Source organism: Methanobrevibacter sp. AbM4, assembly GCF_000404165.1.
Taxonomy (GTDB): domain Archaea; phylum Methanobacteriota; class Methanobacteria; order Methanobacteriales; family Methanobacteriaceae; genus Methanarmilla; species Methanarmilla boviskoreani.
This window is the reverse complement of sequence record NC_021355.1, coordinates 31,872-47,973: the sequence shown is the minus strand read 5'-3', so window position 1 is coordinate 47,973 and position 16,102 is coordinate 31,872. Positions and strand designations below refer to the sequence as shown.

The following is a 16,102-nucleotide window of genomic DNA, read 5'->3' as shown; positions in this document are numbered from 1 at the left end:
TAAAAATAAATAAAACCATTATAAATTAAAAATAAATTCCTATTAAAAATATCATATTAAGATAATATTAAAATAAAATCCTATCCCAGGATTATAAAATAAAAATATTTTAATTAGAAAAAATATAAATAGATATAATATTTTTTAGGGTAGGTAATTTTTATGACAGAAGTAACAGCCGGAGTAGAATATAAGATAAACTTAGACGGTAAAACATTTTTACTAGATGAAAAGAAATTTAATCTTTTAAAAAATATTAATACCACTAATTCCATCACAAAAGCTGCAAAGCTTACAGATGTATCTTACAGAACCGCATTAAATTATATTGATAAGATTGAAAAAGGTTTAGACATAGCAATTGTAAGCACTAATAAAGGTGGAAAAGGTGGTGGAGGTAGTACCACCTTAACCGATGAAGGTAAAATGATTCTAAAAGAATGTAAAAAAATCAATGCCATTATGGAACTTCATCGTGATGTAAATGAAATCGAGGCTACTGTTCTTGAAATAGATGAACCTAAAGGTGTAATGAAAATACAAATGAAAAATACTGAGTTAACCATTCCTTTACATGAGGAATATAAAGTAGGAGATAAAATTCTTGCTTTAATCAGTTATGACAATATTTTTATTATGTTAGAACCTCAAGAATCTAGTATTCGTAATGTTTTAAAAGGTAAAATCATTGAAATGAAATTGGAAAATGAGATGATTAGACTTAAAGTAGATGTAGATGGAATTGAAATCTGTGCAGATATTACAGTTTCCGCATCTAACGATTTAAAATTAACCATTGGAAAAGAAGTATATATTGGATTTAAAGCTGTTTCTATTGCAACTTTAAAATTATAACAAAGATGGGGTGTTCCATATTATACATATAACAGTAGATGAAAATAGATGCAACGGATGTGGAAACTGCCAAGAAGTTTGTCCAAAAGGTAGGAAAATTTGGAAAATAGATAAGATTGCGCATGCATCAAACTTACAATATTGTCATGTTTGTATGTTATGTGAAATGAAATGCCGCAGAGATGCTATTAGAGTTCATAGATCCTGGTTAAATGAATAGATTATCAAGGATTATTTTATTTTAATAAAAGTTAAAGTGATGTTAATGGAGAGAAAAGCTAAAATTTCAAGAAAAACATCTGAGACAGATATTACACTTGAAATAAATATTGATGGAGAAGGTAACTATAATATTGATACGGGAATCCACTTCTTAAATCACATGTTAGAATCATTTTCACGTCATAGTTTTATTGATTTGAATATTAAAGCTAAAGGGGATATTGAAGTAGATGATCATCACACTGTAGAAGATGTTGGAATTGTATTAGGTGAAGCTTTTCTAGAGGCCATAGGTGATAAAAAAGGTATTAAAAGAATGTCTGACGGAATAGTACCTATGGATGATTCAATAGCTCTAGTTGCAATAGACATTAGTGGACGTAGTTATTGTAACTTAGATGTTCAATTCAAAAATGATAAAATAGGAGATATCACAAGCGACAATATCATACATTTCTTTGAATCATTTGCAAATTCAGCGAAATTAAACTTCTATGGAAAGGCCAAAGGTTCAAATGATCATCATAAAGCTGAAGCCCTCTTTAAAGCATTTGCAAAAACTCTTAAAGAAGCATCAAAAATAGAACACGATAAGATTCCAAGTACAAAAGGAGTTTTATAATCCCTTTTTCTTTTTTTACTCTTTTTTATACCCTTATATATTATTTTAATTTTGACTTTTTTATAAACCGTTTTTTAATGGAATCTTCTTATTTGATTTAACTAGATATCCAATAAAATACTGTAAGGATAAGTAAATCTAGAAATCTAATTTCAATAAACAATTAATAAAACCAATAGAAATAGCTAATAAAACAGAATAACAACTAAAAAACTTAAAAAGCCAATATCATATGGAAGAAACAGTGAAAACTAATAAAATAAATAAAAAACTAAATAAAAAAATCTAATTTCAATAAACAATTAATAAAACCAATAGAAATAGCTAATAAAACAGAATAACAACTAAAAACGAATAAAATAAGTAAAACTAGAAAAGTATAGACTAAGTAAATAAATTAAATGATTTTAAAAAAGTGGAATCTAATAGAAAGATGATAATAAGTAGTGAAATACTACTTATTTATCTATTAGATTTATTCTGGTTTTGAAATTAAGTTAACTTTTTTACCTGTGGAACCGTCACTCATGTGTGGGGTTCTTAATACAGTATCATTTGCTTTTTCAATTTCTCTTGCTTCAGTAGCTAATTGAGCAGCAGCAGAAGCCATTTCGTGTGCAGCAGCTACTACAGGTAAGAATTCTTCATAGTTTTTCATCATGAAACAACCTTTCATATCAAGGTCTGCTACTTTAGCACACATTTCATATGCAGCATATGCTTTTGCTTTTGCATATGGACTGGTAAATCCAGCTGCATCTACAGCTTTTTGAGCATTAATAACAAGTTTTGGTAATTCAATTTCTTCTCCAGCATCAGCTTGTGCGATTACTCCGTCGATAGTGTTTTGGATTAATCTGTAAGCACCAGTACATGCTAATACTTTAATAAGATCTGAGTTGAATACGGACATTTCAGTAGGGTCTAACCATTCTCTTCTTGCACCAATCATTGAATCAGCTTCAACAATGATGTAACCAATACCTTGTTCATCCATTTCGTCTTTAGCACGTTTTCCTGGAGCATCACCAATGATAAATGCAGGAACATCCATTTCGGATAAGAGTTCTCTTGCTTTTGCAGGACCTGGTGCGGTTGGGTTAGGACTTGAGAACATTACAAAGTCAGGATTGAAATCTTTGACTTTTGGTACTACATCTTCTACTTGTTCTGGGTTCATTTTAGCACCAGAAGTAAATACTCTAACATCAATGTTAGGTCTGTCTGCTCTTTCATCTAATAATAATTCTAATACTGGTGAAGCACCAATATTTCCACTTTTTACAATTCCAATTTTTACAACCATAATATCACAAGTAATAATTTATAGTATTACTTATAAAGAACTTTTGATACTATTAAAAACGAAAAATTTATATAGTATAATTAAAAATCAAAATAAAAAAGGATATTAGAGGATTGATTTAAAAAAATAGCTGGCATTAAATATATTAAAGATGTGAAAATTGTTTAAAATTGTTTTTTAATAGAATAGGAATCAAATAATATTTTATAAGATGAATAAAAAAAGTTCGCTTTGATTAGAATGATATTAAAATAATAAAAAAAATTACAGTAAAATACTTTTATTAAACAAGATAAGGAAGTAATACTTTATTAAAAAATTAGTCTAAAATTAATATAAAAAAATTGACAGGGCCTATCAAAATTAAAAATAAATTTAAATTATTTATGGCTTTTTCTAAATTTAGATCTTGCTCTCCATATCTTGAATGTACTTCTAATATTACCTTTCTTAAGGGAGTAATCAAAATTATTAATCAATCTTACAATGTTATAGATAGCTTCCTGCCCGTCCTTAACAATGTCTCCTGTTGGAGGGTAGAGTTTTCTTAAAGCCCTTGGAATGTCCCATATCTGAACGATTGGAATATTCAATTCCTTAGCCAGATTTATACTACTATGGAATACATGATAACCATAGATCTTTACGGAAGGTACCTTCAATACACCAGCCTCTATTGTCATTCCCATACCTGCACCATAGATTAAAGCATCTGCGGAATTTGTTAAACTTAGAATATCCACATAATTATCCAGAATCTTAACCTTACTAGACTTTGATAAATCTTCAACATATCCCTTATCAAATCTATAAGGGGCGATTAATGTCGGATAGTCAAAGCCATCAATAAGTGGAATCAAATCAGTTAAATCTTCTTTTTTAAGGTCCCCACCTAATAAAACTAAAATGTAATGTTCGAATCCATATTTCTCTGTAATTTCCTCTTTAGAAACTAGTTTATTTTTTTTAATCTCGTTATCAACATATGCAGCCATTGGATATCCGCCAATGTTAACTACATTCCTAAGACCATACTGTATTTTAAGATAGTATTCATAATCCTTTGATGGAACAGTGATCAAATTAGCCTGGGATATGATTTCAATTGGATTGTAGATATCCTGCTCAATATGTAGGACAGGTGTTCTAAGTAATTTTGCAGCAGAAATTGATTTTCTGACATCACCTGCATTTCCACAGGTTACAAGTAAATCAATTTGCTCACCAATCATGGCCCTGGTTGCTTTATAGATGTCCCTTAAAATCAAACTAGCTAATTGGAATCTTCCAGAATCTGATTGGTTGGCACTTCTACCTTGACCTATATAATATACTACATCACAGTATTGATTAAGTAACTCATCAACACCCTTACCATGAGCAAGTCCTATAATTCTTGTGGTTTTCCAATGTAACTTACCTTCACTTTCCAATTTTTTTAAGAGTTTAATTACGGGAATAATGGTTTTTGCAGGTGCTATCTCACATGCGAATGCAATGGTTCTTACCTCATCAATATCATGATCATTTTGACTTACATATTTATTCTCTTCAAAAAAGTCGCGGACTGTTTTGATTCCGCCTGAGATAGATTCCTCATCATTTAGGTTATCCTGAATTTGTTTTTCGATTTTCCTAATCTGTGAGTGATACTCATCATCTGAATCCTCATCGGCATCCTCAAGATTAAAGTCTTCCACTTTATTTGAGTTTAAACTGAAACCAGATGTATTAGCACGTTCCACTTGATTGTCCTTATACTCCTCATCTAAAAGATCCAGCTCATCCAATAATTGATATACTGACTCGCCTATATCATCATCAAATTCATCAACAGATACTCCAAATTCTTTTTTAAACTCATCAGCATCCATTCCTATCTCAGATAATAATGATTCAACTGAATTATTTTTATTGTATTTTTTAGATATATCTTTTGAATTCTTGGAATCTACCATTAAAAACCGCCAATCTTGAATTTTTTAATTGATATAATATTTAACATAGAATAGTTTATATGACTAAATATTTAAATTAAAGCCATTTATCAAAAAGTACATTTTATAAATCTTTAATCATTGAAAGGGAAATATTAAATAAAATATTAAAAAAAATGAAAAGTTAATTGTTTTGTTTATGAATAATATTTAGGTTATATACAATCAATAAAATACTGATTATATAGAATATGAAGACTATTAAATCAGTTGGACCTGTCTCCAACCATATGATGCTTTGGGCCAATATGATTGAATAGAAAGCTGTGCATACCCCATGATTGTATTTCTGTAATATGTGTAGTGTTTCAAGGACAAAACCCATTAGAAACATTTGAATAATCATCCCAACAGTACCGAAATCCAATAGCACGGGACCAAATATGGTGGAGGTAATGGAATGATGTTTTAAAAGAACAGCCTCACCTACCAATACACGTGGATCAGTTGAGGTGAAATAACCTGTTAAAGTGGAGTATAATAGATTTCCACCGGTAATGGCCTGGTGATATGTAATCCTATCTAGAACATTTAGGGTAAAAGCCGCCCTATAAGATATTAACTCCAGGGGATTTAATGTCCAATGCTGCCATTCTATTGATCTAACGGCAATAAAACCGATGGCCAAAAGTAAAACAATTATCAATGCAACAAATAATATCTTGGTTTTTCTTGAAATATTGCGGGTATAGAATATTGTTATGAAGCTTGAGAGTAATATTGCAATAGGAGTTGTCCTATAACCTGTTAGGGCAAAACATAGAAGTCCCAAGAACAATAGGACATAATGAGTTTTCCTATTGTATTTTGAAAGTAAAATGTTAATGGAAGGTAGAAATAACATAAAAGATAAGAACCAAATCCTGGTTGCAGCTTTACTTTTAAGGTATCCGCTGAATAATGGTATACCTCCTAAATTATAAAAATTGATCAACTGTAAGACCAGGCTAAAAAGAATTAGTACAATAAGAACTGATTCAATTCTTGAATAATTTCCAAATAATGGAAGCTCTTTTAAAGATATTCTATAATCAGTTAAATTTTTGGTATTGTCATCCTTAGAATATACATCACTTGATCGTTTTTTAATGTTTTTTAATGTTTTTGATTTTTTAAGAATATAAATTGAGGATTCTATACCTAATGATAGAAAAATCATGCCTATTAGAATATATAAAAATAATTGACCTGAGGGAAATGGAAGAAGAGGCCTTGATTTAAAATGGATTGGTAAGGATATTAAAACAAACAATATTAATAACAGTATTAAAATGTAAGGATTGAACCAATCTATTTCTCTATATCTCATAATATCCCTTAGTCTAATTTATAATTCATAAAATAATCTATTTAATTTAAATAAAGAATTAAAGTAAAACTATCCCTTAGTGTTCATTAATATACTGGGTAAAGTTATATGCGAAATTCGGATGGGAGCAGGCATGGACATGAATGTAGCTTGCTAAGATATTATCCTGTAGGATTCCATCTTCAGAGCCTGTAATTCCACGACCCCTTTTAACGTCTAATCCGAATCTGGTATTGTCGTCAGTATTTATTGAGGTATAATGGAATTCATGACCTCTAATAAGCTCTCCCTTTTTAGCAATGACATTATCTTCCTTGGATTCTGCTATGGTATAGGACAATCCCTGGACTCTTTTATTCATCTGTGAGGTATATGGTAGAATGTTACACATTTTCTTGCCATCTATTGATTTTGACAGATAGATTAAGCCTCCACATTCCCCATAGATTTTACCGCCGTCATTGTAGAAGTTATATATGGATTGTCTCATGGATGAGTTTTCCTCAAGTTCCTTAATAAATAATTCAGGATATCCTCCACCTACATATAAACCGTCGGCATCAGGCAATTCCTCATCCTTAAAAGGACTGAACTCTATAATTTTAGCTCCATTATCTTCTAAAGCCTCCAAATTCTCTTGATAATAGAAAGAAAATACTTCATCACGGGCAACTGCAATTTTTATAGGTTGTTTATTCCCAACTTTCCAAAGTTCATTGGAATCTTCCTTTCTAAAAGGTTCCCCATAAGGTATTGAAGGCTTTGACCGTTGTTTAATAGATTTATTGGAATCAGAGGAATAGTCCTTCATGATTTCCAACAAAGCGTCTAAATCAATATATTCCTCTACGGTTTCCACCCATTTATTAATATTGTTCTTAATGTTATCCTTTTCCAAAGCTGGAACCAGACCTAAATGGCGTTGCATTACCTCAATATCCTCATTTCTAGGGATACCGCCAATAACCTTAGTGTCAGTTAATGTCTCAATACCTTCCTTAGTTTTAAGGTAGTGTTTTTTACCCTTAACCTTGTTCAATATTACCCCTTGAATATTAAGTTCAGGATCCAGTTGTTTAAAACCTAAAACTAGAGCAGAGGCACTTTTAACCAAACTTCTAGAATCTATAATCAAAACGATAGGCGCATTTAAAGATTTAGCAATAGATGCAGTATTTCCCACATCGCCTATAGGACCTATACCTTCATATAAACCTCTTACTCCCTCAATAATACCAATTTTAGAATTGGAAATATCCAATGCCCTTTTATAACAATGATTAATCTGATAATCATTCATAAAGAAAGAGTCAAGATTTCTTGAATAGTTTCCAGTTGCAAGTGTATGATATGAGGGGTCTATAAAATCAGGACCTACCTTAAAAGGCTGAATCTTATGTTCCTTTGATAAAGCACCCATAATCCCTGTTGCAATGGTTGTTTTTCCAACTGCACTACCGGTTCCAGATAATACTATATTCATATATTTAATAGTATTTATAATAATATTAAAAGTTTTTTAAATTTTTTAATAGAAAACACTGAAAATCAATAGAATAGGTAATGGTTTAAAGGAATTTTAAAAATCAATTGCATTAAAATAATAAATTTATATAGGGAAAAAATATTAAAAATAATAAATTAAATAGTTTATTAAAAAAAACTTTAGCTGATTTATTATGGATAGTCTTAAAAAAACACAGGTTCTAAGTGATAGTGCACAGTTTGATTTATGTGATTATGTAAACCATCAAAAAAGCTCACAACATAACCTTCCAGGCATATATCCTGCAACAGGGTCAAATGGATGTACTATTCCACTTTTTAAAACATTAATGACTAACAAGTGTAAAAATGATTGTAAGTATTGCATAAATCAATGCCAAAGAGACTTTACAAGAATAGAACTTAGTCCTGATGAAATAGCGAAGGTATTCCTAAAATATTATACGGAAGGTTATGTAAACGGTCTGTTTCTAAGTAGTGGAGTTAGTGACACCATTGACAATACAATGGACAGACTTATAGAAACCTGTTCCATATTAAGAAAGAGATATGGATACCAGGATTACATTCACCTAAAAATCATTCCAGGTGCCTCAAAAGATGATATTAAAAGATCCATGAAGCTTGCAGATAGGGTAAGCATTAATATTGAAGCCGCATCTGCAGACGGTCTATCCCAGATGTCATCTACAAAGGATTATAATAAGGACATATTAAAAAGGTTAAGCTGGATTGATTCAATTCGAAAAAGAGACAGGAGATTATGTCCTTCAGGACCTACAACCCAGATGATTGTAGGTGCTAATGATGAGACAGACAGTGAAATCCTAAAAAGAATGGAGAAGATCTATAAAAAAACAAATCTGAAAAGAAGTTATTTCTCAGGATTTCAACCATTAGAAGGAACTGAATTTGAAAATAAAACAGAATGTGATCTTAAAAGAACAGGACAATTATACCATGCCGATTCATTACTAAACGATTATCATTTTAAAACAAAAGAATTAATATTTGATGGTAATGGAAATTTATCCTTAAATGAGGATCCTAAAATCTTAGCTGCAAAGAATATGAACATATTCCCATTAGAGGTAAACAATGCAAACTACCACGATTTAATTAGGGTTCCGGGAATAGGGATTAAGTCTGCAAGAAAAATTGTTGATATACGTAAAAATAAACCTTTTGAAGAAATAGAGGATTTAAAGAAATTAGGTGTTGTTACCTCAAGAGCAGAGCCTTATATTAAATTAAAAGGCAACTATCAAAGTGCTTTAGATAGATATTAAATAAATCAATAGTTTTTTCAAATTATGAATTATTAAAATAAGTTATTTTTTAAATCCAATCATAATATTTGAAAATTAAATGAATTTATTTAGTTTCTACTTTTTTTTAAAGAATTGAATCCTAAATTAAAGATTCTAATATTAAAATTTAGTTATAAGTTATAAGTTATAATCAAAAATAAAAGCTGATTTAAGATTAGATTATTTAAATTAAAGTTATAACTTATAGGTTCTAAGAGCTTTATGAGTTAGGAAATATAATTTTAATAAAAAATTATAAGTTATAAGTTCTAAGAACATTTTAACAAAACAAAACACAGTTTGGATAAAAATTATAAGTTATAAGTTATAATGAAATAAGGAAACTAATCTAAATCAATATAATTATAAGTTATAAGTTATAATGAAAGCTAATTTTAAAGAAGAATTATAACTTATAAGTTTTAAGAGGAACGTGGAAAGTTAGTTTTCTTAAAAAAAGTTATAAGTTTTAACTTATAATAAAATAAGAAAAAAGTTGAATCATGAAAAAAGTATTATAACTTATAAGTTCTAAGAAAATATGAAATGAGATTATAAAGATAAAGTTTAAGTTATAAGTTATAACAAAAATAAAGAAACTAAATTACTTAAAATAATTATAAATTATAAGTTATAATAAAGAAGCTAGTTTTAAAAAATGATTATAAGTTATAAGTTATACCAATAAAATAGAAAGCTGTTTGGAAGAAATTCAAAAAACGATGGTTATAAATTATAAGTTTTAATAAACATTGACAATCAGCTATGAGAATATAGTTAGTTATAACTTATAAATTATAAGAAAAAAAATGGAAAACAGGATTTAAAAATAATGGTTATAGCTTATAATTTACAATAGCAAACAAGAAGTTGATATTAAAAATTATTATAACTTATAAGTTATAATAATAAAAAAGCAAGAAAACAAGAAATCTGAACAGGTGGAATTAAGGAATTATGAAAAAAAAGTTAAAAAGGAATTTAAAATATAAAAAAATTAAAAAAGGACTTATAAAAAAAAGTAATAGAATTAAAAGGTAAAAAAAGATATGTTAAGGAAATAAACTACTCGTCTTCGAATAATTTCCATATATCTGGGTACTTTTGAGAAACAGCCTCATCAATTAATTTAGAAGCCTCTTTACTAATACTAAATTCAGGTTGAGTCTTTCTTAAGTATCTAAAAACAGCAGAAGATTTAACAGACCATAGGGTTATTCTAGGATTCTTATGAACAATCTCCATAACCTCTTCCACATGTTGCTTTACTAAAGGATCATCCTCAATTTTAACAGACTCATCTTTAGAGAATTCCAGAGATTTCTCTTCTGAATCGGAATTTTCATTTGAAGATTTATCCTCAGAAACTTGTTCCTGCTGAGTATTACTTTCTTCTTGTTTTTCCTCTTTAGGAGCCTCTTCTTTATGTTTGAGATCTTCTCTCTCATTCAACATATCTTCTAAAGATTTAGTGGAATTAGCATCAAAATTTTCATCATAATAATCTGATGGAATTAAAGAATCTAAACCTCTACCTAAACCTGAGTTTTTATTATTAGACATATTTTTCCTCCTTAATCATCTTCTTCCATATCTAAAATTTCTTGAGCTAATTTTAAATAAGCGGTAGTTCCATTACTTTCTTGATCATAAATTATACAAGGTTTACCATGACTAGGGGCTTCAGCTAATTTAATATTTCTAGGAATAACAGTTTTAAACAAATGTTCCTTTCCATCAAAATATTTCTTTAATTCTCTGAAGACATCCCTACTAAGTCTAGTCCTAGTATCATATAAAGTTAATAAAATTCCTTTTATAGGGGTTGGACTTCTTAATCTAGTTTCAACTAGATTAATTGTATTAATTAAATCTGCTACTCCTTCTAAAGCATAATATTCTGCTTGAATAGGAATAATTACACTATCAGATGCAACTAATCCATTAATTGTAATAACACCTAAAGATGGAGGTAGGTCTATTAAGATATAATCAAATAAATCTTTTATCTCATCTAGAATATTTTTCAAAATGATATGATAGTTATCTAATTTACTTAATTCTACCCCTACACCACTTAAAGAGATATTACTTGGTACAATGAATAGGTTTTGAATAAAAGTTGGAAAGGTTGCCTTTTTAATTGAAACCTCTCCACTAATTGCAGAATATATAGTGTAATCAAGTTTTGTTTTATCAATTCCAAAACTAGTAGTTGCATTTGCTTGAGGATCCATATCTACAATGAGAACAGCTCTTCCCATAACTGCTAAAGAAGTTGCAAGATTTACAACAGTAGTAGTTTTACCACAACCGCCTTTTTGATTCATTATAGCAATTATTTCTCCCATATATAAACTCCATATGATTATTAACAAGTTTAAATGACTATTAAAACTTATAAATTCTAAGTAATAGCAATTTTAGTGAAATCTTATAAATTTTAAGTTAAAAATTAGAACTTATTAAGTTTAAATTATAAGTGAAAAATGTTACCTTTTAACTTATATCTTATATATTGTAATTTATATCTTATAAATAATATGTTAGAATTTTTAAGAAATAACTTTTAAGTTATAAGTTATAAGTAAATTATAGTGATAATTATAAAAATTATTAAAACAAAATAGTAATATTAATAAAAATCAGAGGATTTCGTATGAAAATATTGGCAATTGATGTAGGAACAGGAACACAAGATATAATATATTATAACACGGAAAAGGAAGTGGAAAACTCTATAAAAGTAGTTTTACCTTCACCACATATATTGATAGCTCAAAAAATCAAAAATATCAATAATGATATCTACTTTGAAGGAAATATTATGGGAGGTGGAAAACTTAAAAATGCCATATTGGAACATATGGACAAAGGATATAATGTAGCAATGGAATCATATTGTGCAAAAACCATAAGGGACGATTTAAAACAGGTAGAATCATATGGTATAGAAGTAGTATATGATAAGGATAAAAATAACGAAAAATATAAAGATTACACAAGAATATCACTTAATGATATAGATATAGATAAATTAGCTGGATTTTTAAAAGAGTATGACTTAGATTTTGACTTTGACTATATTGCGGTAGCTGTACAAGATCATGGATATAATGAAAACATGGGAGATAGGGATTTCAGATTTGAAAAGATTAGAGAGAAATTAGAAAATCCCCTAAAACCTGAGGAGTTCGGGTGGTATGGAAATATACCAGAATATTACAGTAGAATGAAATCTGTAGAAAATAAGTTAAAAAATGAAACAAACTGGCAAATAAGGAATACCCCCTTAATAATGGATACAAAATTCGCATCAATATGTGGAATGTGCTATGACGAGGAAGCATTGAAATTAAACAGTTATATTGTTATGGATATAGGAAATGGACATACCACAGTAGCATCAATTGAAAATAGAAAAATACAGGGAGTATTTGAACATCATACAAGTAGCCTTACAGGAGAATCACTAGAAAGATATGTAAAAAAATTAGCGAATGGTACACTTACAAATGAAGAAATATACAATGACCATGGTCATGGAGCACATGTAATAAACCCAATATCAAATATTGAAAAAGTAATTGTATCAGGTCCTAAAAGGAGTTTAATTGAAAAAACAAGTTTGGATTATCATCATGCATGTCCTGGTGGTGATGTGATGATGACGGGAACCATAGGATTAATCAAATCATTAAAACATTATATAAACTAAAAATAAAACAAAGAAGTATATTTGACAATTATGGATATGATAAATATGTTAAAACTTGATCCACATATACATAGTACATACTCTAGTGATGCAGTTAGTACACCTAAAGAGATTATTGAAAGATCCAAAGAATTAGGTTTAGATATGATAGCTTTAAGTGATCATAATACAGTGGAAGGTTCAAAAGTTGCAAGAGAACTTACAAAAAATGATGAGTTATTTGTAATTCCGTCAATAGAAATCAGCAGTGAATATGGACATATATTAGGATTTGGTGTGGAAGAGAAAATAGAGAAAGGATTATCACCTGAGGAAACTGTGGACCAAATCCATGATTTAGGTGGACTTGCAATAGTACCCCATCCATATTGTTATTATAGACATGGATTATTCTGTAAATATAAAAATACAGACTTAAACATAGATGGAGTGGAATCTAAAAATGCTAGATTTATATTTGGATATTCCAATTATAAGGGAAAACAACTTGCATCAAAAAAGAATATAGCAGAAATAGGATCTAGTGACGCCCATTTTAAAGGTTTTATAATGGATTGCTACACAGAGATAGATTGTGAAAAAGATATCGATAGTGTTTTAAAAGCAATTAAACATAGAAAAACTAAATCATGTGGAAAGGGAACCTCAAATATAAGATTAAGCAAATACTTATTCGATAAAAATATAAGAAAATTGTACCAGTAAATTATCCAATATACAAAAAACTACTTTTTTTATTTTTTAAATTCAATTTTAATAAACTGAGGTTTTCTAATAAAATTAAGTTATAAGTTATAAGTTATAATAATTAAAAAAATATTTGAATAAAAGACTAAAAGATAAAAAAACTAAAATAATCAAAAATTATAAGTTATAAGTTATAATAGTTAAAAAATATATTTTAAAACATGCAAAAAAGCTTGAATTAAATCTAAAATTAATTAAATTATAAGTTATACTTATAAAAAGAAAAAACTATTGAAAAATAAGTTATAAGTTAAAACTTATAAGAAAATAAAGATTATAAAAGTTATAAGTTATAAGAGAAATTAAATTAAGAAATAAACTAAAAAAAAGGAGAATTACCAAAAGAATATCAGTTATAAGTTATAAGTTAAAAAAGTAAAAAATTCCAAAAAATATAAGATAAGACAATTGGAAAATGAAAAAAATTAAAAAAAACTTAAAGATTTATAATAAAATAAAGAAAAAATAATAAAATATAATTATATATATAAATAAAAATATAACTACAAAATACAAATTGTACTAAAAAAAATGTATATCGGAGGATTAAAATGAATAGAAAACCAGTGTATAAAATGGACGATTTATATGAGAATATGCCAGAGAAAATAACAATCTTCGATACTACTTTACGTGACGGAGAACAATCTCCGGGAGTAGCTTTAACAGTAGATGAGAAAATTGAAATAGCTGAAAAATTAGATATTCTCGGTGTAGATAAGATGGAAATAGGATTTCCAAGAGCATCAGAAGGAGAAAAAGAAACTGCTAAAAAAGTTAAAGCTTTAGGATTGAATAGTACAATTTGTGGATTAGCACGTGCAGTTAAAGCAGATGTTGATGCAGTATTAGATTGTGATTTAGATTATGTTCACACATTTATTGGAACAAGTCCACTTCATAGGGATTATAAACTCAAAATGTCTAAAGAAAAAGTTAAAGAAAAAACTATAGACACAATCGAGTATTGTAAAGATCATGGACTTACAGTTGAATTTTCAGCAGAGGATGCAACAAGAACTGAGTGGGATTATCTTGTAGAAGTTTATAAAGCAGCTGAAGAAGCTGGAGCAAATGTAATAAATGTTCCAGATACTGTAGGAGTTCTTACTCCAATGGATGCTAAAACTTTAATCTATGATTTAAAACAAGAGATCAACATTCCAATTAGTACCCATTTCCACAATGACTTTGGCCTTGCTGTGGCTAATACTCTAATGGGATTAGAAGCAGGTGCAGATCAATTCCATGCAACAATAAATGGTATTGGTGAAAGAGCTGGAAATGCATCACTTGAAGAAACTGTAATGAGCTTAATCTTAGAATATCACCATCCTATGGATGTAGATACTACTAAAATTTATGATATATCTGACTTTGTATCAAGAGTAACAGGTATGAACTTACCTCCAAACAAAGCTATAGTAGGTAAGAATGCATTTGCACATGAATCCGGTATTCACGTACATGGAATTATGGAAAATGCAGGTACTTATGAAGCAATTAGTCCTGAAATGGTAGGTCAAACCAGAAGAATTGTTTTAGGAAAACAAAGTGGTGGACATGCTATTAAAGGTAAACTAGAGGAATTTAATATAAAACTATCAGATAAGCAATTAGATGATGTATTAGAACGTGTAAAAGCATTAGGTGATAAAGGAAAATCAATTACTGATGACGATTTAAAAGCAATTGCATTATCTGAGATGAATACCTCAAAAGAGAAAATAGTTGAACTATCAGGTTTATCTGTAACAAGTGGGGACAATGTTTCACCTACAGCAACAGTCAGATTAACAATTAATGACAAAGTTAAAGAAAAAGCAGAAACTGGAGTTGGTCCTGTTGACGCAGCATTAAATGCTATTGAATCATTAATTCAAGACACAACATCATTTGAATTAGAACAATACCATATTGAAGCAATTAATGGTGGTACAGATGCTTTAGGAGAAGTGTTTGTAAGAGTCAATGATAAGAAAGGCAACATAGCAACAGGTAGATCTGCTAATGAAGATATTATCAAAGCAAGTGTACAAGCAGTAATAAATGCTGTAAATAAACTATTAATAATCAAAAAAGAATTAAATGAATAATCTTTATTAATTAACTAATTACAAACTATTGGTGAAAAAATGAGCGAAGAAAATATAATTTATATCGGTAACAAACCAGTAATGAACTATGTATTAGCAGTAGTAACACAAGTAAATAATGGTAAAAACGAAGTAATATTAAAAGCTAGAGGAAGAGCTATAAATAGAGCTGTAGATGTAGCAGAAATAGCTACAAATAGATTTGTACCAAATGCAAGTATTGGAGAAATTAAAACTGCAACAGAGGAAATTGAAAATGCAGATGGAAGAGTCTCCAATGTATCTAGTATAACTATACCTCTTATAAAAAATGAATAAATTTATTTTATTCAATCTTTTTCCTTTTTTTAAAATAAATAATTCTCAAATTAAAAAATACTAATTTTCAAAATCAAATAAAATAGCTAATAAGAT

At 28.7% G+C, this 16,102-nt stretch carries 14 protein-coding genes; 8 read left to right on the top strand and 6 right to left on the bottom strand.

Features of this window, described 5'->3' with window-relative positions; translation table 11 throughout:
• Positions 1 to 162 precede the first annotated feature (162 nt).
• Genes ABM4_RS00205 through hisB form a run of 3 tightly spaced genes read left to right on the top strand, consistent with a single transcriptional unit; the run spans position 163 to position 1,699 of the window.
• Positions 163 to 855 (top strand): winged helix-turn-helix domain-containing protein, encoded by a 693-nt coding sequence (locus ABM4_RS00205; protein WP_016357668.1) that lies wholly within the window; start codon positions 163 to 165, stop codon positions 853 to 855.
• Between the two features lie 10 nt (positions 856 to 865).
• Positions 866 to 1,075: a ferredoxin family protein gene (locus tag ABM4_RS08845; RefSeq protein ID WP_232216518.1), complete on the top strand. Its 210-nt coding sequence runs from the start codon at positions 866 to 868 to the stop codon at positions 1,073 to 1,075.
• A gap of 45 nt (positions 1,076 to 1,120) precedes the next feature.
• The gene (gene hisB / locus ABM4_RS00200; protein WP_040682211.1) at positions 1,121 to 1,699 is read left to right on the top strand and encodes an imidazoleglycerol-phosphate dehydratase HisB; all 579 of its coding nucleotides are present in this window, start codon (positions 1,121 to 1,123) and stop codon (positions 1,697 to 1,699) included.
• Positions 1,700 to 2,174: 475 nt separating this feature from the next.
• On the opposite strand, the gene ABM4_RS00195 is transcribed toward hisB, so the two are convergent.
• The 4 genes from ABM4_RS00195 to cfbB all read right to left on the bottom strand — a co-directional run bounded on the left by ABM4_RS00195 (position 2,175) and on the right by cfbB (position 7,794).
• On the bottom strand, positions 2,175 to 3,005 hold the full coding sequence (locus ABM4_RS00195) for a F420-dependent methylenetetrahydromethanopterin dehydrogenase (RefSeq protein ID WP_016357666.1): 831 nt from the start codon (positions 3,003 to 3,005) through the stop codon (positions 2,175 to 2,177).
• Positions 3,006 to 3,385: 380 nt separating this feature from the next.
• Positions 3,386 to 4,963 carry a hypothetical protein gene (locus ABM4_RS00190; RefSeq protein WP_016357665.1) on the bottom strand — a complete coding sequence of 526 codons (1,578 nt, stop codon included), beginning with the start codon at positions 4,961 to 4,963 and terminating at the stop codon, positions 3,386 to 3,388.
• A 163-nt stretch (positions 4,964 to 5,126) separates the two neighbouring features.
• Complete coding sequence (locus ABM4_RS00185) at positions 5,127 to 6,311, bottom strand: oligosaccharide repeat unit polymerase family protein (RefSeq protein ID WP_016357664.1); 1,185 nt, start codon at positions 6,309 to 6,311, stop codon at positions 5,127 to 5,129.
• 76 nt (positions 6,312 to 6,387) lie between these two features.
• On the bottom strand, positions 6,388 to 7,794 hold the full coding sequence (gene cfbB / locus ABM4_RS00180; protein WP_016357663.1) for a Ni-sirohydrochlorin a,c-diamide synthase: 1,407 nt from the start codon (positions 7,792 to 7,794) through the stop codon (positions 6,388 to 6,390).
• A gap of 196 nt (positions 7,795 to 7,990) precedes the next feature.
• Between cfbB and ABM4_RS00175 the strand changes: the two genes are divergently transcribed.
• Entirely contained in the window at positions 7,991 to 9,106 is a 1,116-nt protein-coding gene (locus ABM4_RS00175) for a radical SAM protein (protein ID WP_016357662.1), read from the top strand.
• Between the two features lie 1,086 nt (positions 9,107 to 10,192).
• Here ABM4_RS00175 and ABM4_RS08840 read toward each other — a convergent pair.
• Positions 10,193 to 10,690, bottom strand: a complete 498-nt coding sequence (locus ABM4_RS08840) for a hypothetical protein (RefSeq protein WP_016357661.1) — start codon at positions 10,688 to 10,690, stop codon at positions 10,193 to 10,195.
• Positions 10,691 to 10,701: 11 nt separating this feature from the next.
• Positions 10,702 to 11,478 carry a ParA family protein gene (locus ABM4_RS00165; RefSeq protein ID WP_016357660.1) on the bottom strand — a complete coding sequence of 259 codons (777 nt, stop codon included), beginning with the start codon at positions 11,476 to 11,478 and terminating at the stop codon, positions 10,702 to 10,704.
• Between the two features lie 308 nt (positions 11,479 to 11,786).
• On the opposite strand from ABM4_RS00165, the gene ABM4_RS00160 reads away from it, so the two are divergent.
• The 4 genes from ABM4_RS00160 (at position 11,787) to albA (ending at position 16,006) form a co-directional block, all read left to right on the top strand.
• Positions 11,787 to 12,845, top strand: coding sequence for a DUF1786 domain-containing protein (locus tag ABM4_RS00160; protein WP_016357659.1), 1,059 nt, complete (start codon positions 11,787 to 11,789; stop codon positions 12,843 to 12,845).
• 45 nt (positions 12,846 to 12,890) lie between these two features.
• The gene (locus ABM4_RS00155; protein ID WP_016357658.1) at positions 12,891 to 13,550 is read left to right on the top strand and encodes a PHP domain-containing protein; all 660 of its coding nucleotides are present in this window, start codon (positions 12,891 to 12,893) and stop codon (positions 13,548 to 13,550) included.
• Positions 13,551 to 14,143: 593 nt separating this feature from the next.
• On the top strand, positions 14,144 to 15,688 hold the full coding sequence (locus ABM4_RS00150; RefSeq protein WP_016357657.1) for a 2-isopropylmalate synthase: 1,545 nt from the start codon (positions 14,144 to 14,146) through the stop codon (positions 15,686 to 15,688).
• 39 nt (positions 15,689 to 15,727) lie between these two features.
• The gene (gene albA / locus ABM4_RS00145) at positions 15,728 to 16,006 is read left to right on the top strand and encodes a DNA-binding protein Alba (RefSeq protein WP_016357656.1); all 279 of its coding nucleotides are present in this window, start codon (positions 15,728 to 15,730) and stop codon (positions 16,004 to 16,006) included.
• Positions 16,007 to 16,102 lie beyond the last annotated feature (96 nt).

Coding starts and splice junctions, on each gene's coding strand:
- ABM4_RS00190 (WP_016357665.1), bottom strand. CDS start 4,963: ATGGTAGATTCCAAGAATTCAAAAGATATATCTAAAAAATACAATAAA.
- ABM4_RS00205 (WP_016357668.1), top strand. CDS start 163: ATGACAGAAGTAACAGCCGGAGTAGAATATAAGATAAACTTAGACGGT.
- albA (WP_016357656.1), top strand. CDS start 15,728: ATGAGCGAAGAAAATATAATTTATATCGGTAACAAACCAGTAATGAAC.
- ABM4_RS00185 (WP_016357664.1), bottom strand. CDS start 6,311: ATGAGATATAGAGAAATAGATTGGTTCAATCCTTACATTTTAATACTG.
- ABM4_RS08840 (WP_016357661.1), bottom strand. CDS start 10,690: ATGTCTAATAATAAAAACTCAGGTTTAGGTAGAGGTTTAGATTCTTTA.
- ABM4_RS00150 (WP_016357657.1), top strand. CDS start 14,144: ATGAATAGAAAACCAGTGTATAAAATGGACGATTTATATGAGAATATG.
- cfbB (WP_016357663.1), bottom strand. CDS start 7,794: ATGAATATAGTATTATCTGGAACCGGTAGTGCAGTTGGAAAAACAACC.
- ABM4_RS00160 (WP_016357659.1), top strand. CDS start 11,787: ATGAAAATATTGGCAATTGATGTAGGAACAGGAACACAAGATATAATA.
- ABM4_RS00165 (WP_016357660.1), bottom strand. CDS start 11,478: ATGGGAGAAATAATTGCTATAATGAATCAAAAAGGCGGTTGTGGTAAA.
- ABM4_RS00195 (WP_016357666.1), bottom strand. CDS start 3,005: ATGGTTGTAAAAATTGGAATTGTAAAAAGTGGAAATATTGGTGCTTCA.
- ABM4_RS00175 (WP_016357662.1), top strand. CDS start 7,991: ATGGATAGTCTTAAAAAAACACAGGTTCTAAGTGATAGTGCACAGTTT.
- ABM4_RS00155 (WP_016357658.1), top strand. CDS start 12,891: ATGTTAAAACTTGATCCACATATACATAGTACATACTCTAGTGATGCA.
- hisB (WP_040682211.1), top strand. CDS start 1,121: ATGGAGAGAAAAGCTAAAATTTCAAGAAAAACATCTGAGACAGATATT.